An 18,069-nucleotide genomic window follows, 5' to 3' on the forward strand; every position below is an offset into this window, starting at 1 on the left:
GCTTACATCTGAAATTCGGGAAGGCGAACGGTCATGCCGTCCATTGCCTCGGTGGTCTTTACCTGGCAGCCCAAGCGCGAAGTTTTTGTCCGCTCCGGGGTCATGGACAACATTTGCTCTTCATCATCGCCAGGAGCACCGGTCTTTTCGAACCACTCATCAGCGACGATGATGTGACAGGTGCCACAGGCGCATTCTCCTCCGCAGTCTCCATCGATGCCCGGAATGGCGTTATCTACGGCGACTTGCATCAACGAGGATCCAACCTTGAATTCAATGACGTGTGTCGTGTCGTCATGCTCAATAAAGATAATTTTGCCCAACGCTTCTCTCCTACGAGTAACTTGCTCTAGCAAAGATGTTAGATTGGCACCAATAAAGCGACTAGGTCATTTCTTGACGAACAAAGGGTCATTTAAAGACAATGCGCTAATATATAAATCTTAGATAGGTAGCGCCAATGATGCGACAGGCGAATACTTCCCATAACCTGACAGCCGATATTCCGTCGAACTACTCACGACTTATTGCTCGTGAGCTGGATCTGACAGCCAAGCAGCTGCCTTGTTTACTACGTGGTACCGGACTTGGTGTTGCGCAGTTTCTTAGCGAAGATAGCTTGCTCACAGCGACCCAACAGGTGCAGATTCTGAGAAATGCGTTGGCGTTGTCCGGCCAGCCGGAATTCGGCTTGAGGCTTGGCAAGCGCCTGACACCGGCAACCCACGGTGCGATGGGTTTTGCTGCCTCCAGCAGTCCAAACCTACTCAGCGCTCTAAGGGCTATACACACATTCCTGCCCACGCGGGCGAGCGTTATCGAGTTGCATTTGCTGCAGGTTGAAGAACACCTCGAATGCATGCTGAATTTCAAGATGTCACTGGACAATGACATACAGCGCTGCTTGGCCGATGCGATAGTCAAGGCGCTCCTTGAATTCGGCGAGTTCATTGTTGGCCGCCCCTTACATGAGGCTGAAGTATGCTTTGTTCATCCAGCACCCGCGTACCACGCCATCTACTCCAACTATTTGTCGGGTCAGATTCGCTTTGGTTGCGATCATTTAAAACTCAGGTTGCCGATGACATTGTGCCTGGAACCGAACGCCTCTGCCAATCATGAAAACTATCAGTTTGCTTTGCAGCAATGTGAATCGATGATTGCGCAACTTCAGTCCCATAAACCGAGCTATCAGATACGGCTGAAAAAAATGATGTTGTCGCGTCCGCCTGGTACGCTAAGTGAAGACGAAGCTGCGGCCTCCCTGTTCGTGAGCAAACGCACCATGGCGCGAAAACTAAAAGCGGAGCACAGCGGTTTTCGGCAAATTCGAGATGAGATCCTGTCCCAACAGGCGGCGAGCTACTTGTGTGACAGCAAACTATCCATTGAGGCCATTGCTGTGTTGATGAATTATCACGACAGCGCCAATTTCAGGCGTGCCTTTAAGCGTTGGTTTGGCCAGCCGCCAGAGAAATTTAGACTCAATGCCAAGTCCCAAATCAAGCATTCAACTGATTTGGGATCCTAAAAAAGTGGTTAGTTAGGCATTTGTAAATCGGCGCATGTGCTCGCGTTGCGCGCTTTGATTGATTACGCCGTTAACAATGGCTTTCCAGACAAAGTTGCCAATGGTATCGGGTGTATAGGTACCATTCGGATCGAACCATGTTGCAACCCAGTTAAGGGCTCCAAGGCCGAGCAGGCGAAGTAGACGCCCATCAACGCCCTGCTGAATGACCCCCTGTTTAATCATCGTTTCCAGGATGTCTATCCAGAGGGATTCATACTGATCACGCAGTTTGATGATTTCCTTTCGCGCCTCAGGGCTCAATGCTCGCCATTCAAACAGCAGCACGTAAACCATGTCTGAATCACCCAGCAGGGCTCGCAGATGCGCGTTGATGCATAGACGCAGCTTCTCTACGGGATCATCTGAGCTGGCGTACGCTACTTCGACCTCTTCTGTAACCAAGTAGATTCCTCGGCGCATCAGTTCAACAAGAAGTGCTTCCTTGGTGTTGTATCGATAGTACAGACTCCCGGGTAGCATGTTACATGCTTCCGCGATTTCCTTTAGCGAGGTTTTTTCGAATCCTTTCTCGCGAAAAAGCCGGGCTGCATTCGATAAAACATTACCCTGATCGTCCAGCTTGTCCTCAGGTCGGGGCTGTCTTTGCGTCATAGTTTGAACGTCTCCTCATCAGATCATCAGATTTCACATTAACATTGTCATGAACAGACCTGTAGCCTTGATTGTATGCCATCGGGCAGGTCGCTGGCATTTACATTGAGCACATCCTTGACTTTAGTTGGTTAACCAACCAAAATCATTTGGTGGTTTTGTTTCAGAGTAATTTTCATGGTGATTACCTATGCAATCAGCAGCTGCCAGCCAATCTCCCATCTACCTTAAATTCCTTTGAGCGCACAGATTTGATGACTGAGTCAAAAAAAGTTCAACTCAGTGACGCCGTGGAGACTGCGCGGCGTTTCACCGAACAAGTTCCCCACAACAGTGATCTGGGTATGCAGGTCGTCTCTGTGGATGGGAGCAAGGTTTGTATGCGCCTGACCCCACAGGCATGGATGTTCTCCGATATCGGCAGAAGCGAAATCTGCACCAGCATCTTGTATTCCCTAGCGGATTCGGCTAGTGGGCTGGCAGTGTTCGCAGAGGCACAGGAGTTGACTCCTATAGCTACGCTGAGTTTGCATATGGATTATATGAAACCGGCCTATGCAGGCCGCGCCTTGTTGGCAGTTGCCATCTGCCGCCATTTAATTGATGACATTGCTTTCATCCATTGTGACATCTTCTCTGAGGGCGATAGTCAGCCGGTGGCAACGGGCAGTGCCACCTTTATCCGAAATACCTGGGGTCAACGCTTTAAAGTGGCTGAATCAAAAAAGGAAGGGTATGAGTGATAATGTCAGTTCAGCACAGGCAAGCGCTGATTCACAGGTAGGCAAGAATGAATGCACCGCTTGGCAAACCTTGCTGCAGCGTATTCCATACTCCGGGCATCTTGGGCTTGAGGCCCAACAATGTGATGCCGGGATATTGATTCACCTGCCTTACCGTGAGGCTTTTATTGGTAATTTCATGTTGCCAGCGCTACACGGAGGTGTCATTGGAGCGCTGATAGAGATCACTGCGCGAGTTGCTGCTCAAAGGGAAGATACGCAAACACGGTGTCCGCGTATTCTGGGAAGCAATATCAATTACCTTCGCTCTGCACAGGCACAACCTACCTTCGCGATCGCCGAGATTGTGCGTCAAGGTCGGCGCACCAGCTTGGTACAGGTGAGCTGCTGGCAGGGTGACAAGACTGCACCGATAGCCAGCGGACGTGTTCAGTTGCTGTTCGCCACTTCAGGTGCTAATCAAGATGATAGTCATGAGGGATAAGCAAAGCTTGGCCGAACGCTACGGATTTCATGCTTCGGATGGCCAAGAAATTACCTTGTGGCACTGGCCTCGATCTGAGGGGCGCCCCACTTTGCACTGGGCGCATGCGACTGGTTTTCATGGTCGCTTGTACACGCCGCTTCTTGACGATCTGTCAGACCATTGCAATGTTATGGCCTGGGACATGCGTGGGCATGGCGCCAGCGCCAGCGCGGCAGATACTTCGGCATTTCGAGGTTGGGAATCCTACTATGGAGACCTGACCGCGCTGCTGGCGAGTTTGGATGAACCAATTTGGTTGGCAGGCCATTCCATCGGTGCTACCGCCAGCATAATGGCTGCGGCCCGACAACCAGACAAAGTGCTTGGATTGATTCTTGTAGAGCCCGTGATCATGGATTTCTGGCAGGGCCGGATGTTGTGGTTGTCCAAGTTGCTACATCAATCACACCGATTATCACTGGCCGCTGGGGCTGCACGTCGGCGTGGGGTATTCGACTCTCACGTCGCTGCTCTAGACAACTATCGTGGCCGAGGAGGCTTCAAGACCTGGCCAGAGTCATGGTTAGAGGCCTATGTCCAGCATGCTTTCATACCGCAGGGAGAGCATGTTCGCCTAGCCTGCTCACCGGAGTGGGAGAGCATCACCTTCGCCCATACGGAGCATAACCCTTGGCCGGACATCCGCCAGTTGAGGTGTCCGGTTATTGCGCTTGCTGCAGAACGTGCTTCAACCTTCTCTTCAGCAGCGCGCAAACGTTTGAGAAAGTTATTGCCGTCCGCTGAAGTGAGCGTGCTAGCCGGAACCACCCACTTCTTGCCGATGGAACAAACGGATACGGTTCGCGACGCGATGCTTAAAGTCATGCTGTCCAAATGCCGCAAGACCTGATGTGGACAACCATCGGATTTGAGTTCGTGTAACAAAACATGCACTAAATATGAGGAGCGAAAAAATGGACAGGCAAGCCCAATACGATTTTGTTGTGGTGGGAGCAGGCTCCTCAGGATGTGTTTTGGCAAACAGATTGACTGAAAATGGCAAATTCACGGTATTGCTGTTGGAGGCTGGTCCGAGCGACAAAACCAACCCATTCATTCACATGCCAGCGGGTATGGTTGGCCTCATGCACAGTCGTAAGTACAACTGGCGACTCTGGACTACGCCACAAACACATCTGAATAACCGTGTCCTGTTCCAACCACGTGGAAAAACGCTTGGAGGGTCAAGCTCAATTAATGCCTGTGTCTACATTCGCGGCCATGCAAGTGACTATGATCATTGGGCTGACCTAGGTTGCGAAGGCTGGTCATACAAAGAGCTACTCCCTTACTTTAAAAAGTCAGAAAATTTCCATCCAGCCCCTTTCTCCGCAGGTGTCAATCAAAAAGACCTGGAGGAATATCACGGTTCAGGCGGCCCATTGAATGTAGCATCGCCCGACCATAGAAATCCACTTTCGCAGGCCTTCATCGAGGCGGGCGTTCAGGCAGGCTATGAAAGAAACCCGGATTTCAACGGAGCCAAGCAAGGGGGCGTCGGACCCTACAGCGCCTATCACAAAGACGGCCAACGCTGGAGCAATTCTAGAGCTTATTTATGGCCAGCCATATCCCGCCCCAATCTGACAATTCTGACCAATGCTCGGGCTACCCGAATATGCCTTGAGAACGGAAGCGCTTCTGGTGTGGAGTATTTTTATGAAGGACAACTCCGCAAGGCACTGGCCAGGAAAGAAGTTATTTTGAGTGGTGGTGCTTTTAATTCCCCGCATCTGTTGATGTTGTCTGGAATTGGTCCAAGGCAGGATGTAATGCAACATAACATTCCGCCAACACACGAATTACCGGGTGTGGGGCGGAATTTGCAAGATCATTTGGATGTGTTTCTGGTGATGCGGACACGCAATCGTTTACCTATTTCCCTGCACCCTCTGTCTTGGATGCGTTGGGTGTTGCAACTGGCCAAATATTTAATGTTCAAACGGGGTGAACTGAGCAGCAATCTTGCTGAGTCCGGCGGTTTCGTGAAGTCCTCTGCGGAAGAACCAATAGAAGACTTGCAACTGCATTTTGTCCCGCTCCCGGCCATCCGGCATGGTTTGAATTTATGGCCATTGTTTAAAAGTTATGCTTATTCCATCATGATCTATGACCTGCGTCCCCACTCCAAAGGAACGGTTAGGCTAGGAAGCCCAAACCCGCTAGGCTTGCCTGTTGTGGATCCGAATTATGGCGAGCACCAAAGAGACATCGACCGACTGGTCAAGGGAATTCGAATTGCGCGAAATATTGCAGCGCAGCCTGCATTAGGAAGAATGAATCGGGAAGAAGTTGCGCCCGGGGAACACCTGCAAACCGATGAGGAACTAGAACAGTGGGTTAGGGAAACTGCCGAAACGGCCTACCACCCAGTTGGCACTTGCAAAATGGGCACGGATGAAATGTCTGTTGTTGACCACCGGTTACGGGTGCATGGTTTAGCGAGTCTGCGAGTTGTGGACTGTTCAATTATGCCGACCTTGATCGGAGGCAACACCAATGCCGCAGCCACAATGATTGGAGAAAAGGCTGCCGCCATGATTCTTGACGATCACAATCAAGAAAATGGCTGATATAAATAGGCCCTACATCATGGTGTCAGTTGCTTTTCTAATCCAACTTCTTGGCTCTTCTGGCAATTGGGGATTGAATTGACCCGAATTAACTAGACACTCGTTTGCTTCGTTAAAAATTGCTTTTCAAATTTCACGGGCGACATCCCATTGTTGAACGAGTGCCTGCTCTTTGCTTTGTTCTTTGTTAATGAGTATCAGATTCTTGTGCAGGTGGATCAACACAACTCCAACATTTTTTCTGCAGCCGAAATTTTAAAGTTTGAGGCACAGCATGCGGTGCCAATCCAAGACGCCCCGGGTTTTTTATCCACAATGAAAATTTCCATGCTTATATTTTATTTTCAACTCGAGAACTTACACCCTTTGGGTTTAGCCAGAAGACGTGAAATCTGGATGACAAACAACCAGCAGGTAAGTTGAACGCATTAGGGAAACGGTGGCCAGCATAATTAACGCCAAGGCCCAAACACTTGGGATCGATTTGTTCATGCATGCCAAGTCAGTAATGCGACGTGGTGCCACCACAATCGCAACCATGACCCTTGGCCAGAAAGGTCACTGGGATGCTGATGATTTTGCCGATCTAAATTTTCTCGCAAACGAAAAGGCAACCAGCATTCATGAGGATCTTGAAGGATCGAATAAATAGATTTTGCGGGAATAATATGGTATTAAGTTGTTGATTCGATTGGTTTTAGCCCCGGACTGTTAATCCGCAGGTCCCTGGTTCGAGTCCAGGTCGGGGAGCCAAATACGAAAAGGGCTTAGCAATCGCTAAGCCCTTTTTTATTGCTTTTTCAATGTTTGCCGGGCCTGAACGGCGGCGCCTTGGGAAACTGGAATACGCCTTGGGGAATATCTACTTCGGGCGCCTTCTCGCTGGTCCATACATGGGCCATGGGTTGGAATTCGAAAGGTGGCCCCAGCCTGTCTGCGGCCACACCCAACAGGCCAGTCAGCGCATCGACAGTGGCATAAACAAAATCATTGCATTGGCTGCATCTGCGGTATTGCTTGGGTTTGCCAGAGCCGCCTGTCATGTCAATCGCCTTGAATTCGCCCTGTGTGCATTGTTCCTCGGCTTTAAAAAAAGCGGCCTTCGCGTAAGGCATGCCGCTAATGGTTTGGCAATCACGGCAATGGCAGACCAATTGTGCAACGGGCGCCTGGGTGAAGGTAAGCGTCAATTGACCACATTGACACTGTGCGCGGAAGGTGTTGTTCATTCAATCACTCATGTGTTAGGGGTTTTACGTTCGGGACATAAACTTGGCTGGCAGTCGACTTTTTCACTTTCATCGTTGTCATTTCGATTTCTGCTGCCCTGTTGTGGAATATTTTCTAAAATCTTCGATCGCATAACTGGCCGCAGGCGACTGTAAACGACTGCTCAAGTTCACTACGGCAATATTGCTAAACAATGGCGGAAAATCGATGATCTCCAGCTTCACCAGGCTGCCATTGTCCAGCCAGGGTTTGGCCGCAAGTTCAGTCGAGGCCACAACGGTGTTGGTACTCAAGGCCACTTGATGTAACAGGTTAACGTCGTCGCATTCCAGTGCAAGTTGCAGCAGGTTTCGGCTGTTTTGCCCCAACAGCTGACCCAGGCCAGCCTTGAGCATGTCGGGTAACTTCACTGAGGCTATCCCATATTCCCAGGCATCTTCGAACCGGTGGGTCTTGCCCGCCAAAGGGTGCTTGGCGTGCGCATACAAATGCCCATACTGGCGCATCAATGGCTGAATGTTCAAGTAGGGCGCAGCATTGATTTCTCCCGTGTCGGCAACGAAGAAATCGATTTCTTCTTTCAATAACAAAGCCAACAGGTTTGCCGGGTTGTCAATTTCAATGCGAACCGAAACTTTTGGAAACGCCAAGCGAATTTTTTCAATGACCCGTCCAGCCAGCGTGACAGCGGGAAATGGGCCCACGCCAAACACCAGCTCACCCACCTCTCCTTGCAGATAAAGACCAATGTCGCGCTTCAGAGATTTGGCTTCGAGTACAAGAATTCGGGCACGTTGAATTAGAAACTGACCTGCGGGTGTGGGGCGTATTTCGCCGCCCTTGCGTTCGAACAGCAGTAAGCCGGTTTGTTTTTCAAGCGATTGAATGCTACGGCTGAACGCAGGTTGGCTGAGGTGAACCTTTTGCGCTGCTTTGGCAAAATGGCGCGTTTCGTCCAGGGCCAAGAGATGTTCAAGCTGATGAAGATTGGTCAATGTGATGCGCTGATTGCATTGAAAGTGAATTAATTATGCATTGGACGTATATTCAGTACAAGGTTAAATTCAAGCTATCGTTGAACCACGCGGACCCATCATGCAAATCTCGGAATTTCAGAACGTACTGATTTTGATTGCCATTGCAGGCTTTGCCTTGATGGAGTTCGCCACGCGTCGCTACCAAACCACGGTGAATGCCACGGCGAATGACACCAAGCTGGACTTGCTTGTGTTTATCAGTGTGGTGGCTGTGTCGCAGCCTTTGGCAATTTTCACAACTCAACAACTCGGCGAGGCCTGGTTTGCGCAGTGGCAGGGCATTTGGGCTGACTGGCCCTGGTGGGCCATGTTTGGCGTGTTGTTGTTGGGCGATGATTTAACGCAATACCTGTGGCACCGGGCTTCGCATTCGCCGTTGTTGTGGCCTTTGCACCGTGCCCACCATTCTGCGCAGTACATGAGTGTACGCATGACTTTTCGCAACAACTTTTTTTATTACCTGATGATGCCTGGCCTGTGGATTGCCGGTGTCTTGTTGTTCTTGGGGTTTGGCGGCTGGGTGTACGCCAGTTATTTAACCCTGAAGCTGACCATCATTTTGGGGGCGCATTGCTCCTGGCGTTGGGACGAACCACTTTACAAAATCAAGGCTTTGCATCCGGTGATGTGGGTTGTTGAGCGCACCATTTCAACACCCGCCACGCACTGGGCCCACCATGCACTCACCAACAAGGATGGCATCGGACACTACACGGGCAACTTCGGCAACATGCTTTTTTTGTGGGACGTTATTTTTGGAACAGCTCACATTACCCGCAAGTACCCTGAACACATCGGTTTGATGGACGATCGCATTCACGGGCAGGAGCACTGGGCGCACCAAATGTTTTATCCCGTGTTGCATTCAAAGCGTGACGATTCTGCTTTGCGCTTTGGTGGCACTATTTACGATGAGAATAAGTGATCTGATGCTTCGCCTTCACGCTCGGCGTAAGGGTATGCGAAGTTTGAAGATTGTGGCTGATTACCCTTTTGTCGCTTTCCTTTTTATTGTGTTTCGATTCAAGTGTACGCAAGATAAAAATTTGAATTGCTGATGTGGCTATTATTTAATTGTTAATGTTTTTTAACCATTATTAATGGTTTTTAACTATTGAGCCGGAAAATGTCAATTTGTTTGAATTTTTTTATAATGCGTAATCGTAATTATGATGATAATTATATGATTATTGATCATACAGTTTTCGTAAAATTAATTTCTTTTTGTAATGTTAATGCAATAATAGTTTTTAAAAAAACAATTATAAATCTTTGTTTTTTATAGAAAAATTTTAAATATGGAATTGTTTTTATAAAATTAAAAACGTTGATTTTTTTGGTTTTTTTATATTTTGTTGTAAAAATTATTGAAAATAAATTCCACCGTTCATTTAAATCCCCCCCCACGAGTGAGTCCCTGCCGTAACTGGTTATGTTACGTCCTAAGTTAATAATCTATTGTGTCTTCCTGCGTGATATTGAGAGAGGACGTGATGGGCGTCGAAGACCAAAAATTATCAATTAATAGTAAATTTACTATAAAAGTAATAATTAATTTACTACTCGGTATTGGTTTGTTTTTTTGCGGTTATTTATTTGCGGGTCAATATTATTTTGTAGCTTCTTTGATTGCAGCTTCAATTTTATTGGTTCTTGCATTTTTTGCGCGGCTAAACACGCAAAGCGCGGCAACCGCTGCTGTCCTGGTAATGGATTCAGAGGCTTCTGATTTGGCTCCGAGTTTCTCTGCCAATCTCACCGTGATTGTCGAGAACATGCAGTCGTTGGGGAGTCTTTGGTCCGAGAATATCAAGCTCGCAAGATCCAAATGCGAGGAAGCGATTGTAGAGCTCAATTCGGAGTTTTTCGAGATCAGTTCGGAGCTCGACAATATCATCAAGGCCGATGAGTCTGGCACCGCTAGCGACAGAAATATTGTTGAAACAATCACTGACAGCAATACAAAAATGCGGGATCTGTCCGCGACGCTGGACAGAATCCTGCTCGAGCGATCCAAGCTAATCGAAAAGATTCGTGGACTCAGCAGCCATGTGGATTCGTTGAACAAAATGGCTTCACAGGCCAGTGCTATTGCTGGAAGAACGAACCTGTTGGCGTTGAATGCTGCAATCGAAGCAGCAAGGGCAGGGGAGTCAGGACGGGGATTTGCAGTAGTGGCCGAGGAAGTTCGCGCACTGTCAAATCAGTCCAGCGAAACCGGCAAGAACATGTCCAAATCTGTCGAACTGATCAATAACTCCATTCGCGAGGTGATTCACGCATCGGAGCTCAGTGCCGAGTCAGATCAAGCAATGCTCAATGAGTCCAGCAACAAAGTGGAAATCGTACTCGATGACTTAGGGCAATCTTGTGAAGCCTTGGTGCTCGCGTCCCGTCGTTTGAAGGAAAGTGGCCTGAAGACCCAGACGGACATCTCAAATCTGATCGTGTCTCTGCAATTCCAAGATCGTGTCAATCAAATTCTGGGTTTAGTCGAGTCCAGCATTCTCGAATTTTCAAACGAGACCCAGCAAGTGTTGTCCCGGGATCCTCTATTCAAGCCACGTCAAAAGAGCGAGTGGCTCTCAATGCTAAGTACTCAATATGCGATGCGTGAGCAAAGAGAGATTCACCAGGGAAGTGGATCGGCGTCTTCACCCAAGCAAGATGTCACTTTTTTTTGAAGGAGATAACTCAAATGCCAAAAACAATCATGGTGGTGGATGATTCCAACACGATTCGCCAGGTGGTTTCTATGACGCTTAAATCTGAAGGTTACGACGTGCTAGAGGCATCCGATGGAAATGATGCACTTCAAAAAATCAAGGGCAAGAAAATTCATTTGGTAATCAGTGATGTGAACATGCCCGGGATGGACGGTATCACGCTGGTTAAGGAGTTAAAAAAATTGCCTGAATTCAAATTTATGCCTGTGATTATGCTGACCACAGAAAGTCAGGACTCCAAAAAGGCCGAGGGACAAGCCGCTGGTGCAAAGGCATGGGTAATCAAGCCCTTTCAGCCGGCGCAGATGTTAAGCGCAGTATCCAAACTTATTTTGCCTTAAACAAGGAGTTCAACATGTCTTTAACCATAAGGGATGTCAACCATGCGGTCGAGTTGTCTTTCAGCGGAGATTTAAATATTTACAACATTGCTTCAATCAAGGAGCAGGTGCAAAAAGCGCTGGAGTTTGCCACGCGTGTCAGTCTTGATCTGCGCGATATAGAGGAGATGGATACCTCAGGGTTGCAGCTGTTGGTTGCGCTGAAAAAAGAAATGAGTGCCCGGGACATCCAATTGGATGTGATTCACCTGGGGGCAGCAGTCACGCCAATCTTCTCACGCTGCGAGTTTGAACGCTCGTTCGGCCTGACTTCCTACGTGAGGTGAATCATGAGCATAAATCTAGACGCAGTGCTGCAAACATTTTTTATTGAGTCTCGGGAGCTGCTTGAGGACATGGAAGAGTGTTTGTTGAAGATGGAATCAGACCTGCGCAATCAGGAGCTCATTGACGCAATTTTCAGGGCGGCACACACCATCAAGGGTTCTGCTGGATTATTTGGGTTTGATGAAATCGTCTCTTTTACCCACGTGGTGGAAGACATGCTGGATCGACTGCGAGGAGGATCGTTGTGCATGAATGAGCGCAAGATCGCATTGCTACTCTCGTGTAGAGATCACATTGCAAGGTTGGTGGAAGCCGCTGGCACTGATGGTGAATCCACAGCAGAGGATTTGAACAGTAACGGTGCGTCACTACTGGAGCAATTGAAGGAAATATCGGATTTTGGAGGCGATTTGCCAGATTCCTGTGGAGTGTCTACATCGCAGCCAGCCGCCATCATCAACACGGGTAGTGTTGCAGATGAGGCAGTATCTTGGCGTATATCTGTTGTGTTTGGACGCGAGGTATTTCGATTTGGAATGGACCCCGTTTCATTTGTGAATGCTTTAACCCGCAAGGGCGAAGTCACCCGGGTGGATAGTCGAGTGGTAGACATGCCAGCCCTTGAAGAGTTCGATCCAGAAGATTGTTATTGGGCAGCGGATATTCAGTTGCGGACCCTGTGTTCCAAGGAAGATATCCTGGAGACATTCGACTTTATTGCAGACTGTTCAGTAATCAATGTTACTCAAGCGTTTGCGGTAGAACAGAGCAAGCCACAAGAATATTTAGTGAGCGATTTGATTTGCGGTGAAGATGTGGCCGCTAGTGCGCAAGTAGATCCCGCAACTTCGAGCCAATCGCCACAGCCAGCTTCGCTGATGAAAAACATGTTGTCAGGGTCTGTTGGTTCTAAAGATTCTCAGTATGTACGTGTACATGCCGAGAAGCTGGACAGCTTGATTAATTTGGTTGGTGAGTTGGTCATTGCAGGTGCTGGCGCATCGCTGCTTGCGAAGAGTTGTAAAAACGATCTTTTGTTTGAGGCAACGTCAAGCATTTCCTCCTTGGTTGAGCACATCCGAGACGGGGCCCTTAAGTTGCGGATGATTCCAATAGGCGACACCTTCAACAGGTATCAGCGGGTTGTACGTGATGTAAGCAAAGAGTTGGGCAAACAGATCGAACTCAAAATCAGCGGCGGCGAAACAGAACTCGACAAAACAGTGATCGAAAAAATCGGTGATCCATTGATGCATCTGATTCGAAATGCAATGGATCACGGTATTGAATCTCCGCAAGAGCGCCAAGACGCGAGAAAGCCAGTCAAGGGTTCGGTCCATCTGAATGCGTACCACGAGTCCGGGAATATCGTCATCGAAATCACCGACGATGGCCGTGGCCTGGACAAGGATCGTATCGTCAGCAAGGCGCTCGAGAAAGGATTGATCTCAGCACCTCCAGGCAGCGATCAGGAGATCTTCAATTTGATCTTTGAGCCTGGATTTTCTACAGCGTCGACCATTACCAATATTTCTGGCAGAGGCGTTGGCATGGATGTTGTAAGGCGCAATATTGATGCACTCCGAGGCTCGATTGAGCTTGATAGCAAGATGGCGGAAGGAACTACCGTTCGAATTCGTTTGCCGCTTACTTTGGCAATCATCGACGGATTTCTTGTTGCTGTCGGGAAGTCACGGTACGTCATTCCCTTGGACATGGTCCAAGAATGTATTGAGCTTTCGGACTCTCAGTTTTCCGCAACCAAGGGCAAGCAGTACTTGGATCTACGTGGAGAAGTTTTGCCTCTCATATTTTTACGCGAGCACTTTTCGGTGAAAGAGGGTGTCTCCAAACGGGCGAACGTGGTGGTTATTAACACGGGTGACCGCAAGTTTGGTTTGGTGGTAGATGAGCTTCAAGGCGAGTTTCAGACCGTCATCAAGCCACTTGGAAAGTTGTTCAGTGTGGTGAAGGGAATTGCTGGTTCAACCATTTTGGGTGATGGATCAGTGGCCCTGATTTTGGATGCAGTGTCTTTAACAAAAGACATTCACCGTCCCGACAAAAAAATAAATAGTGACCTTGCAGTGCCTCAAATGGTGTAAGTCAATCCGAATATCTATTGTTCTTCAGGAGCATCAAAATGAAATGGTTTTACAACTTGAAAATTAGCAAAAAATTAATTCTTTCTTTTTTGAGCGTATTGGCGCTTACCACCTTCATGGGTGGATTCTCAATCATCCAACTGGGAACGGTAAATCAGTCTTCGGTGAACATGAGTGAGAACTGGATGCCCAGCATGCGAGCAGCTGCCGGGATGCGGTATTACATGTCGCAATATCGTTTAGGCGAAGGCCGCCATATTCTTGCACAAGATGAGCGCGACATGAAGGAGATTGAGGATCAATTGCAACAAGCGCTCAAAGAGTTCAACGCACGCAATGCTAATTATGAGCAACTAATGAGCAACGATGAGGATCGTGACCTGTTGGGTGAGTTCAATCAGGTTTGGCAGGCCTATTTGACTACTAGCAAGGGGTTGATTGAGCTATCGCGTGCATTGAAAACTGATGAGGCACGCTTAATGTACAACTCCAGTAGTCAGGATTTGTTTAGGCAACTTGAGCAGTCGGTCGGAAAACTTATCGAGTTCAATAACAGTGGCGCCAACCAGGCTGCAGCCAAAGGTACCGAAACCTACGAAAGTGCCCGACTTGCCATTATTGTTGTTTTGGTGACTGCGTTGGCTTTGGGTTTGGCGTTGGCCATGTTTGTGGCGCGAATTATTTCTAAACCTCTGACACAGGCTGCTCAGGTGGCCAACCAATTGGCCAACGGCGATTTAACTGCTTCAATCGAAGTAAGCTCCAAGGATGAAACTGGGCAGTTGTTGGGTGCAATGAAGTCCATGGTGGACAAGCTATCCAAGATTATCGGCGAGGTGCGTAACTCAGCCGATAACCTTGCAAGCGCGTCAGAGGAGGTCAGTGCAACAGCTCAATCCATGAGCCAGGCAACAAGTGAGCAGGCTGCCAGCGTGGAGGAAACCAGCGCATCGATTGAACAGATGAGCGCAAGTATTAATCAAAACACCGAGAACGCCAAGGTAACGGACAGCATGGCCAGCAAGGCAGCCCGTGAAGCAGCAGAAGGCGGCGAGTCCGTACAAAAAACAGTGGCTGCAATGAAGCAAATCGCCGAGCGCATCAGCATAATTGATGACATCGCGTACCAGACCAACCTGTTGGCGTTGAATGCCGCAATTGAGGCCGCTCGCGCTGGTGAACATGGAAAGGGCTTTGCGGTGGTTGCGGCGGAGGTTAGAAAGTTGGCAGAGCGTAGTCAGGTTGCTGCACAGGAAATTGGTGAGCTGTCTTCGAGTAGCGTTGTTGTTGCCGAAAATGCTGGCAAGTTACTTGCCGAGATGGTTCCCTCCATCAATAAAACCTCTGACTTGGTTCAGGAGATTAGTGCAGCGTCAACAGAGCAGGCGTCGGGCGTCAATCAGATCAATACAGCCATGACGCAGCTCAATCAAATCACTCAGCAAAACGCAGCGAGCAGCGAGGAGCTGGCCGCTACTTCAGAAGAGATGAGCGGTCAGGCTGAACAGTTGCAACAGGCCATGAGTTTCTTCAAAGTGGACTCCGTGGACCACCTGGTGAATTCGTCTCCCTCGGTGCGCACTGCAGCTGCTGTCAAGCCGATACCAAACCGTGGCAAACCGTCAACCTCGGTCAAAAGCGTTCGCACTGTACATTCTCCTCAGCCGTCGTATGCCGATGAAACTGAGTTCACCAAGTTTTGATGTCAAGGAGCACTCAATATGAACCTTAAGCCTGAGGGGGGCAACGCGCCCTCCAATGAAGATGGTGAGTCTCAGTACCTGACATTTCAGCTCGGGCACGAGATGTTTGCAATCGGTATTCTTGGTATCAAGGAAATTCTCGAGTACGGCGTGCTCACAACGGTGCCAATGATGCCTGGATTTGTTCGGGGTGTGATTAATCTCAGAGGCGCCGTGGTTCCTGTGATTGATTTGTCAGCAAGATTTGGCCGACATTCTTCAGAGGTTACACGACGCAGCTGCATTGTCATTATTGAATCGAAAGGCGAGACTGGCTCACAAGATCTAGGAATACTTGTGGATTCGGTGTCAGAGGTTTTGGAGATTGCCGCCTCCGACATTGAACCAACCCCTGATTTTGGGACTGGTCTGCGACAGGAGTTCATCTCTGGCATGGCCAAGGTGGACAATAAGTTTGTGATTACACTGAATGTGAATCGTGTTTTGTCCGTTGACGAGATGCTAATGCTTGCGGAGTCCGATAGGTCGGAGCAAACGGCTTGATTGTTACAGGTGGAGGATGGGCGTATCTTTGTCGACCCATCCAATTTTTTGGATTAAGTCAATATGAGCAACTCAGTTCCATCCATCAATGATCGTGAGTTTAACCAGTTCAAAAGCTGGATCTACAAAAGAGCAGGCATCAATTTAACACCTGCCAAGAAGTCACTTGTGGCCGGCAGGCTGTACAAACGCCTCAAACATTACGACATCCCGTCTTATGGTGATTACTTCAAGATGATCATGGACGAGGGCAACAAAAATGAGTTGCAGTGGGCTCTCGATTTGTTGACCACCAACGAAACCTATTTTTACAGAGAACCCAATCACTTCGATTTTTTGGTCAAGCATATTATTCCCACAGTGTCGGCAAGTGGACAATTTCGAATTTGGAGTGCAGCAAGTTCCTCTGGCGAAGAGGCGTACACCATCGCGATGATGTTGATGGAAAAAATGGGCGATGGTAATTGGAGCGTTTTTGGCTCGGACATCAGTGAGCAAATTCTAAGTCATGCGCGGCGTGCCCAGTTTCCCCTGGTCAAGGCACGTAATTTGCCAGAGATGCTTCTAAGAAAATATTGCTTAAAAGGTGTTGGCAATAAAGAAGGTTTTCTGATGGTGCAATCCGCTTTGCGCAGCAAAGTGGACTTCAAGAACATCAATCTGATTGAACGAATTCCCAACGTTGGTCTGTTTGATGTGATCTTTTTGCGCAATGTGATGATTTATTTTGATACGGCAACAAAACAAAAGGTGATGCAGAATTTGTTGCCACATTTAAAACCTGGAGGCTATTTCATCATCAGCCATTCGGAAAGCCTTAACGGAGTTTGTGATGCTTTGAAATTGGTGTCTCCGTCGATTTATCAGAAATCATAGGGCTAGGTCAGCATGCAAAAAATCAAGGTGTTTATCGTGGATGACTCTGCCGTTGTTCGGCAAATGATGGTCGAGATTCTTAAGCATGATTCTGGTATAGAAGTGATTGGCGTGGCTTCTGATCCTTTGTTTGCCATGGATAAGATGAGCAAAGCCTGGCCTGACGTTTTGATTTTGGACGTCGAAATGCCACGAATGGACGGAATTACCTTTTTAAGAAAGTTGATGAGTACAAAGCCTATTCCAGTGATCATTTGCTCGTCATTAACAGAAAAGGGCGCTGAGACAACTTTGCAGGCGTTGTCGCTTGGCGCGTTTGAAGTCATATTTAAGCCCAAGGTCTCTGTCAAAAACTTTTTGACGGATGCTGCCCAGTCTTTGATTGCCACCGTCAAGGCCGCGGCAAATGTGCGTGCAGATCGCTTAAAACCAAAACCTGTTGTCAGTCTTGATGTGAGCAAAAAACTCTCTGCGGATGCCGTGCTTCCCACGCCAACACCCCAGGCCATGTTGCAAACCACCGAAAGTTTAGTGGCAATTGGTACTTCGACTGGAGGAACTCAGGCCTTGGAACAGATTTTGACCCGTCTTCCCAGAGTATGCCCAGGCATCGTGATTGTTCAACACATGCCAGAGAAATTCACTGCATCCTTTGCAATGCGATTGAATCAGCTTTGCGAAATAGAAGTTCGGGAGGCTCAGAACGGTGATAGGGTACTGCCGGGGTTGGCGTTGATCGCACCAGGTGGAAGGCATATGGCGCTTAAACGGTCTGGTGCGACTTATCACGTCGAGATTCTTGACGGGCCATTGGTGAACCGTCACAAGCCATCTGTAGATGTTCTCTTTCGATCTGTGGCGAGATATGCGGGCAAGAACGCAAAAGGCATCATCATGACTGGCATGGGGGACGATGGGGCAAAGGGATTACGAGAGATGTACGATGTAGGCTCTCAAACTTTTGCTCAGGATGAGAACAGCTGCGTTGTGTTTGGTATGCCCAAAGAGGCAATCAAGCTGGGCGGAGTGGGTAAGGTGTGTTCGTTGTTGGAGTTTCCGCGAATCATTTGCGGCTGATGGATTATCAATAAATCCATTTGTTTTTTGTACTTTGGGCTTTGATCTGTGGATCTCAGATTTAAATCTACCTTGAT

General features: G+C 48.5%; 20 protein-coding genes. 16 read left to right on the forward strand and 4 right to left on the reverse strand.

Annotated features, from left to right (window positions below):
• Positions 1-2: 2 nt before the first annotated feature.
• A complete protein-coding gene (locus tag ACVL1J_RS13725; RefSeq protein WP_288107609.1) occupies positions 3-323 on the reverse strand; it encodes a 2Fe-2S iron-sulfur cluster-binding protein in 321 nt (106 codons plus the stop codon).
• Positions 324-460: 137 nt separating this feature from the next.
• Here ACVL1J_RS13725 and cypR point away from each other — a divergent pair, with 137 nt between their 5' ends.
• Positions 461-1,531, forward strand: a complete 1,071-nt coding sequence (cypR, locus tag ACVL1J_RS13730; protein ID WP_491665403.1) for a transcriptional regulator CypR — start codon at positions 461-463, stop codon at positions 1,529-1,531.
• A 12-nt stretch (positions 1,532-1,543) separates the two neighbouring features.
• Here cypR and ACVL1J_RS13735 read toward each other — a convergent pair whose 3' ends face one another.
• Positions 1,544-2,185: a TetR/AcrR family transcriptional regulator gene (locus ACVL1J_RS13735; protein ID WP_288107605.1), complete on the reverse strand. Its 642-nt coding sequence runs from the start codon at positions 2,183-2,185 to the stop codon at positions 1,544-1,546.
• 71 nt (positions 2,186-2,256) lie between these two features.
• Here ACVL1J_RS13735 and ACVL1J_RS13740 point away from each other — a divergent pair, with 71 nt between their 5' ends.
• The 6 genes from ACVL1J_RS13740 to ACVL1J_RS13765 all read left to right on the forward strand — a co-directional run bounded on the left by ACVL1J_RS13740 (position 2,257) and on the right by ACVL1J_RS13765 (position 6,679).
• The gene (locus ACVL1J_RS13740; protein ID WP_491665404.1) at positions 2,257-2,928 is read left to right on the forward strand and encodes a PaaI family thioesterase; all 672 of its coding nucleotides are present in this window, start codon (positions 2,257-2,259) and stop codon (positions 2,926-2,928) included.
• Positions 2,921-3,412 (forward strand): PaaI family thioesterase, encoded by a 492-nt coding sequence (locus ACVL1J_RS13745; RefSeq protein WP_288107601.1) that lies wholly within the window; start codon positions 2,921-2,923, stop codon positions 3,410-3,412. The genes ACVL1J_RS13740 and ACVL1J_RS13745 overlap by 8 nt, the downstream gene beginning before the upstream one ends.
• Before the next feature lie 7 nt (positions 3,413-3,419).
• Positions 3,420-4,304, forward strand: coding sequence for an alpha/beta fold hydrolase (locus ACVL1J_RS13750; RefSeq protein WP_491665405.1), 885 nt, complete (start codon positions 3,420-3,422; stop codon positions 4,302-4,304).
• A 64-nt stretch (positions 4,305-4,368) separates the two neighbouring features.
• Complete coding sequence (locus ACVL1J_RS13755; protein ID WP_491665406.1) at positions 4,369-6,027, forward strand: GMC family oxidoreductase; 1,659 nt, start codon at positions 4,369-4,371, stop codon at positions 6,025-6,027.
• 153 nt (positions 6,028-6,180) lie between these two features.
• On the forward strand, positions 6,181-6,450 hold the full coding sequence (locus ACVL1J_RS13760) for a hypothetical protein (RefSeq protein WP_491665407.1): 270 nt from the start codon (positions 6,181-6,183) through the stop codon (positions 6,448-6,450).
• 16 nt (positions 6,451-6,466) lie between these two features.
• Positions 6,467-6,679, forward strand: a complete 213-nt coding sequence (locus ACVL1J_RS13765) for a hypothetical protein (protein ID WP_491665408.1) — start codon at positions 6,467-6,469, stop codon at positions 6,677-6,679.
• 148 nt (positions 6,680-6,827) lie between these two features.
• Here the strand turns inward: ACVL1J_RS13765 and ACVL1J_RS13770 are convergent, their stop codons facing one another.
• Together ACVL1J_RS13770 and ACVL1J_RS13775 are read right to left on the reverse strand one after the other, a co-directional pair.
• Positions 6,828-7,256: a GFA family protein gene (locus ACVL1J_RS13770; protein WP_491665409.1), complete on the reverse strand. Its 429-nt coding sequence runs from the start codon at positions 7,254-7,256 to the stop codon at positions 6,828-6,830.
• Positions 7,257-7,334: 78 nt separating this feature from the next.
• Positions 7,335-8,252, reverse strand: coding sequence for a LysR family transcriptional regulator (locus ACVL1J_RS13775; protein WP_341238287.1), 918 nt, complete (start codon positions 8,250-8,252; stop codon positions 7,335-7,337).
• 100 nt (positions 8,253-8,352) lie between these two features.
• On the opposite strand from ACVL1J_RS13775, the gene ACVL1J_RS13780 reads away from it, so the two are divergent.
• The 9 genes from ACVL1J_RS13780 to ACVL1J_RS13820 all read left to right on the forward strand — a co-directional run bounded on the left by ACVL1J_RS13780 (position 8,353) and on the right by ACVL1J_RS13820 (position 17,992).
• Positions 8,353-9,219 carry a sterol desaturase family protein gene (locus ACVL1J_RS13780; protein ID WP_491665410.1) on the forward strand — a complete coding sequence of 289 codons (867 nt, stop codon included), beginning with the start codon at positions 8,353-8,355 and terminating at the stop codon, positions 9,217-9,219.
• 568 nt (positions 9,220-9,787) lie between these two features.
• The gene (locus tag ACVL1J_RS13785) at positions 9,788-10,978 is read left to right on the forward strand and encodes a methyl-accepting chemotaxis protein (RefSeq protein WP_491665411.1); all 1,191 of its coding nucleotides are present in this window, start codon (positions 9,788-9,790) and stop codon (positions 10,976-10,978) included.
• A gap of 14 nt (positions 10,979-10,992) precedes the next feature.
• The gene (locus tag ACVL1J_RS13790) at positions 10,993-11,361 is read left to right on the forward strand and encodes a response regulator (protein ID WP_159571430.1); all 369 of its coding nucleotides are present in this window, start codon (positions 10,993-10,995) and stop codon (positions 11,359-11,361) included.
• Positions 11,362-11,375: 14 nt separating this feature from the next.
• Positions 11,376-11,687, forward strand: coding sequence for an STAS domain-containing protein (locus ACVL1J_RS13795; RefSeq protein ID WP_159571427.1), 312 nt, complete (start codon positions 11,376-11,378; stop codon positions 11,685-11,687).
• Between the two features lie 3 nt (positions 11,688-11,690).
• Positions 11,691-13,793 (forward strand): chemotaxis protein CheA, encoded by a 2,103-nt coding sequence (locus ACVL1J_RS13800; protein ID WP_491665412.1) that lies wholly within the window; start codon positions 11,691-11,693, stop codon positions 13,791-13,793.
• 38 nt (positions 13,794-13,831) lie between these two features.
• Positions 13,832-15,496 carry a methyl-accepting chemotaxis protein gene (locus ACVL1J_RS13805; RefSeq protein WP_491665413.1) on the forward strand — a complete coding sequence of 555 codons (1,665 nt, stop codon included), beginning with the start codon at positions 13,832-13,834 and terminating at the stop codon, positions 15,494-15,496.
• A gap of 18 nt (positions 15,497-15,514) precedes the next feature.
• Positions 15,515-16,039, forward strand: coding sequence for a chemotaxis protein CheW (locus tag ACVL1J_RS13810; RefSeq protein WP_159571418.1), 525 nt, complete (start codon positions 15,515-15,517; stop codon positions 16,037-16,039).
• Between the two features lie 63 nt (positions 16,040-16,102).
• Positions 16,103-16,915, forward strand: a complete 813-nt coding sequence (locus ACVL1J_RS13815; protein ID WP_159571415.1) for a CheR family methyltransferase — start codon at positions 16,103-16,105, stop codon at positions 16,913-16,915.
• 12 nt (positions 16,916-16,927) lie between these two features.
• A complete protein-coding gene (locus ACVL1J_RS13820; protein WP_491665414.1) occupies positions 16,928-17,992 on the forward strand; it encodes a protein-glutamate methylesterase/protein-glutamine glutaminase in 1,065 nt (354 codons plus the stop codon).
• The last annotated feature ends 77 nt before the right edge of the window (positions 17,993-18,069 follow it).

It is taken from the genome of Limnobacter sp. G6BE5S, from assembly GCF_058448965.1.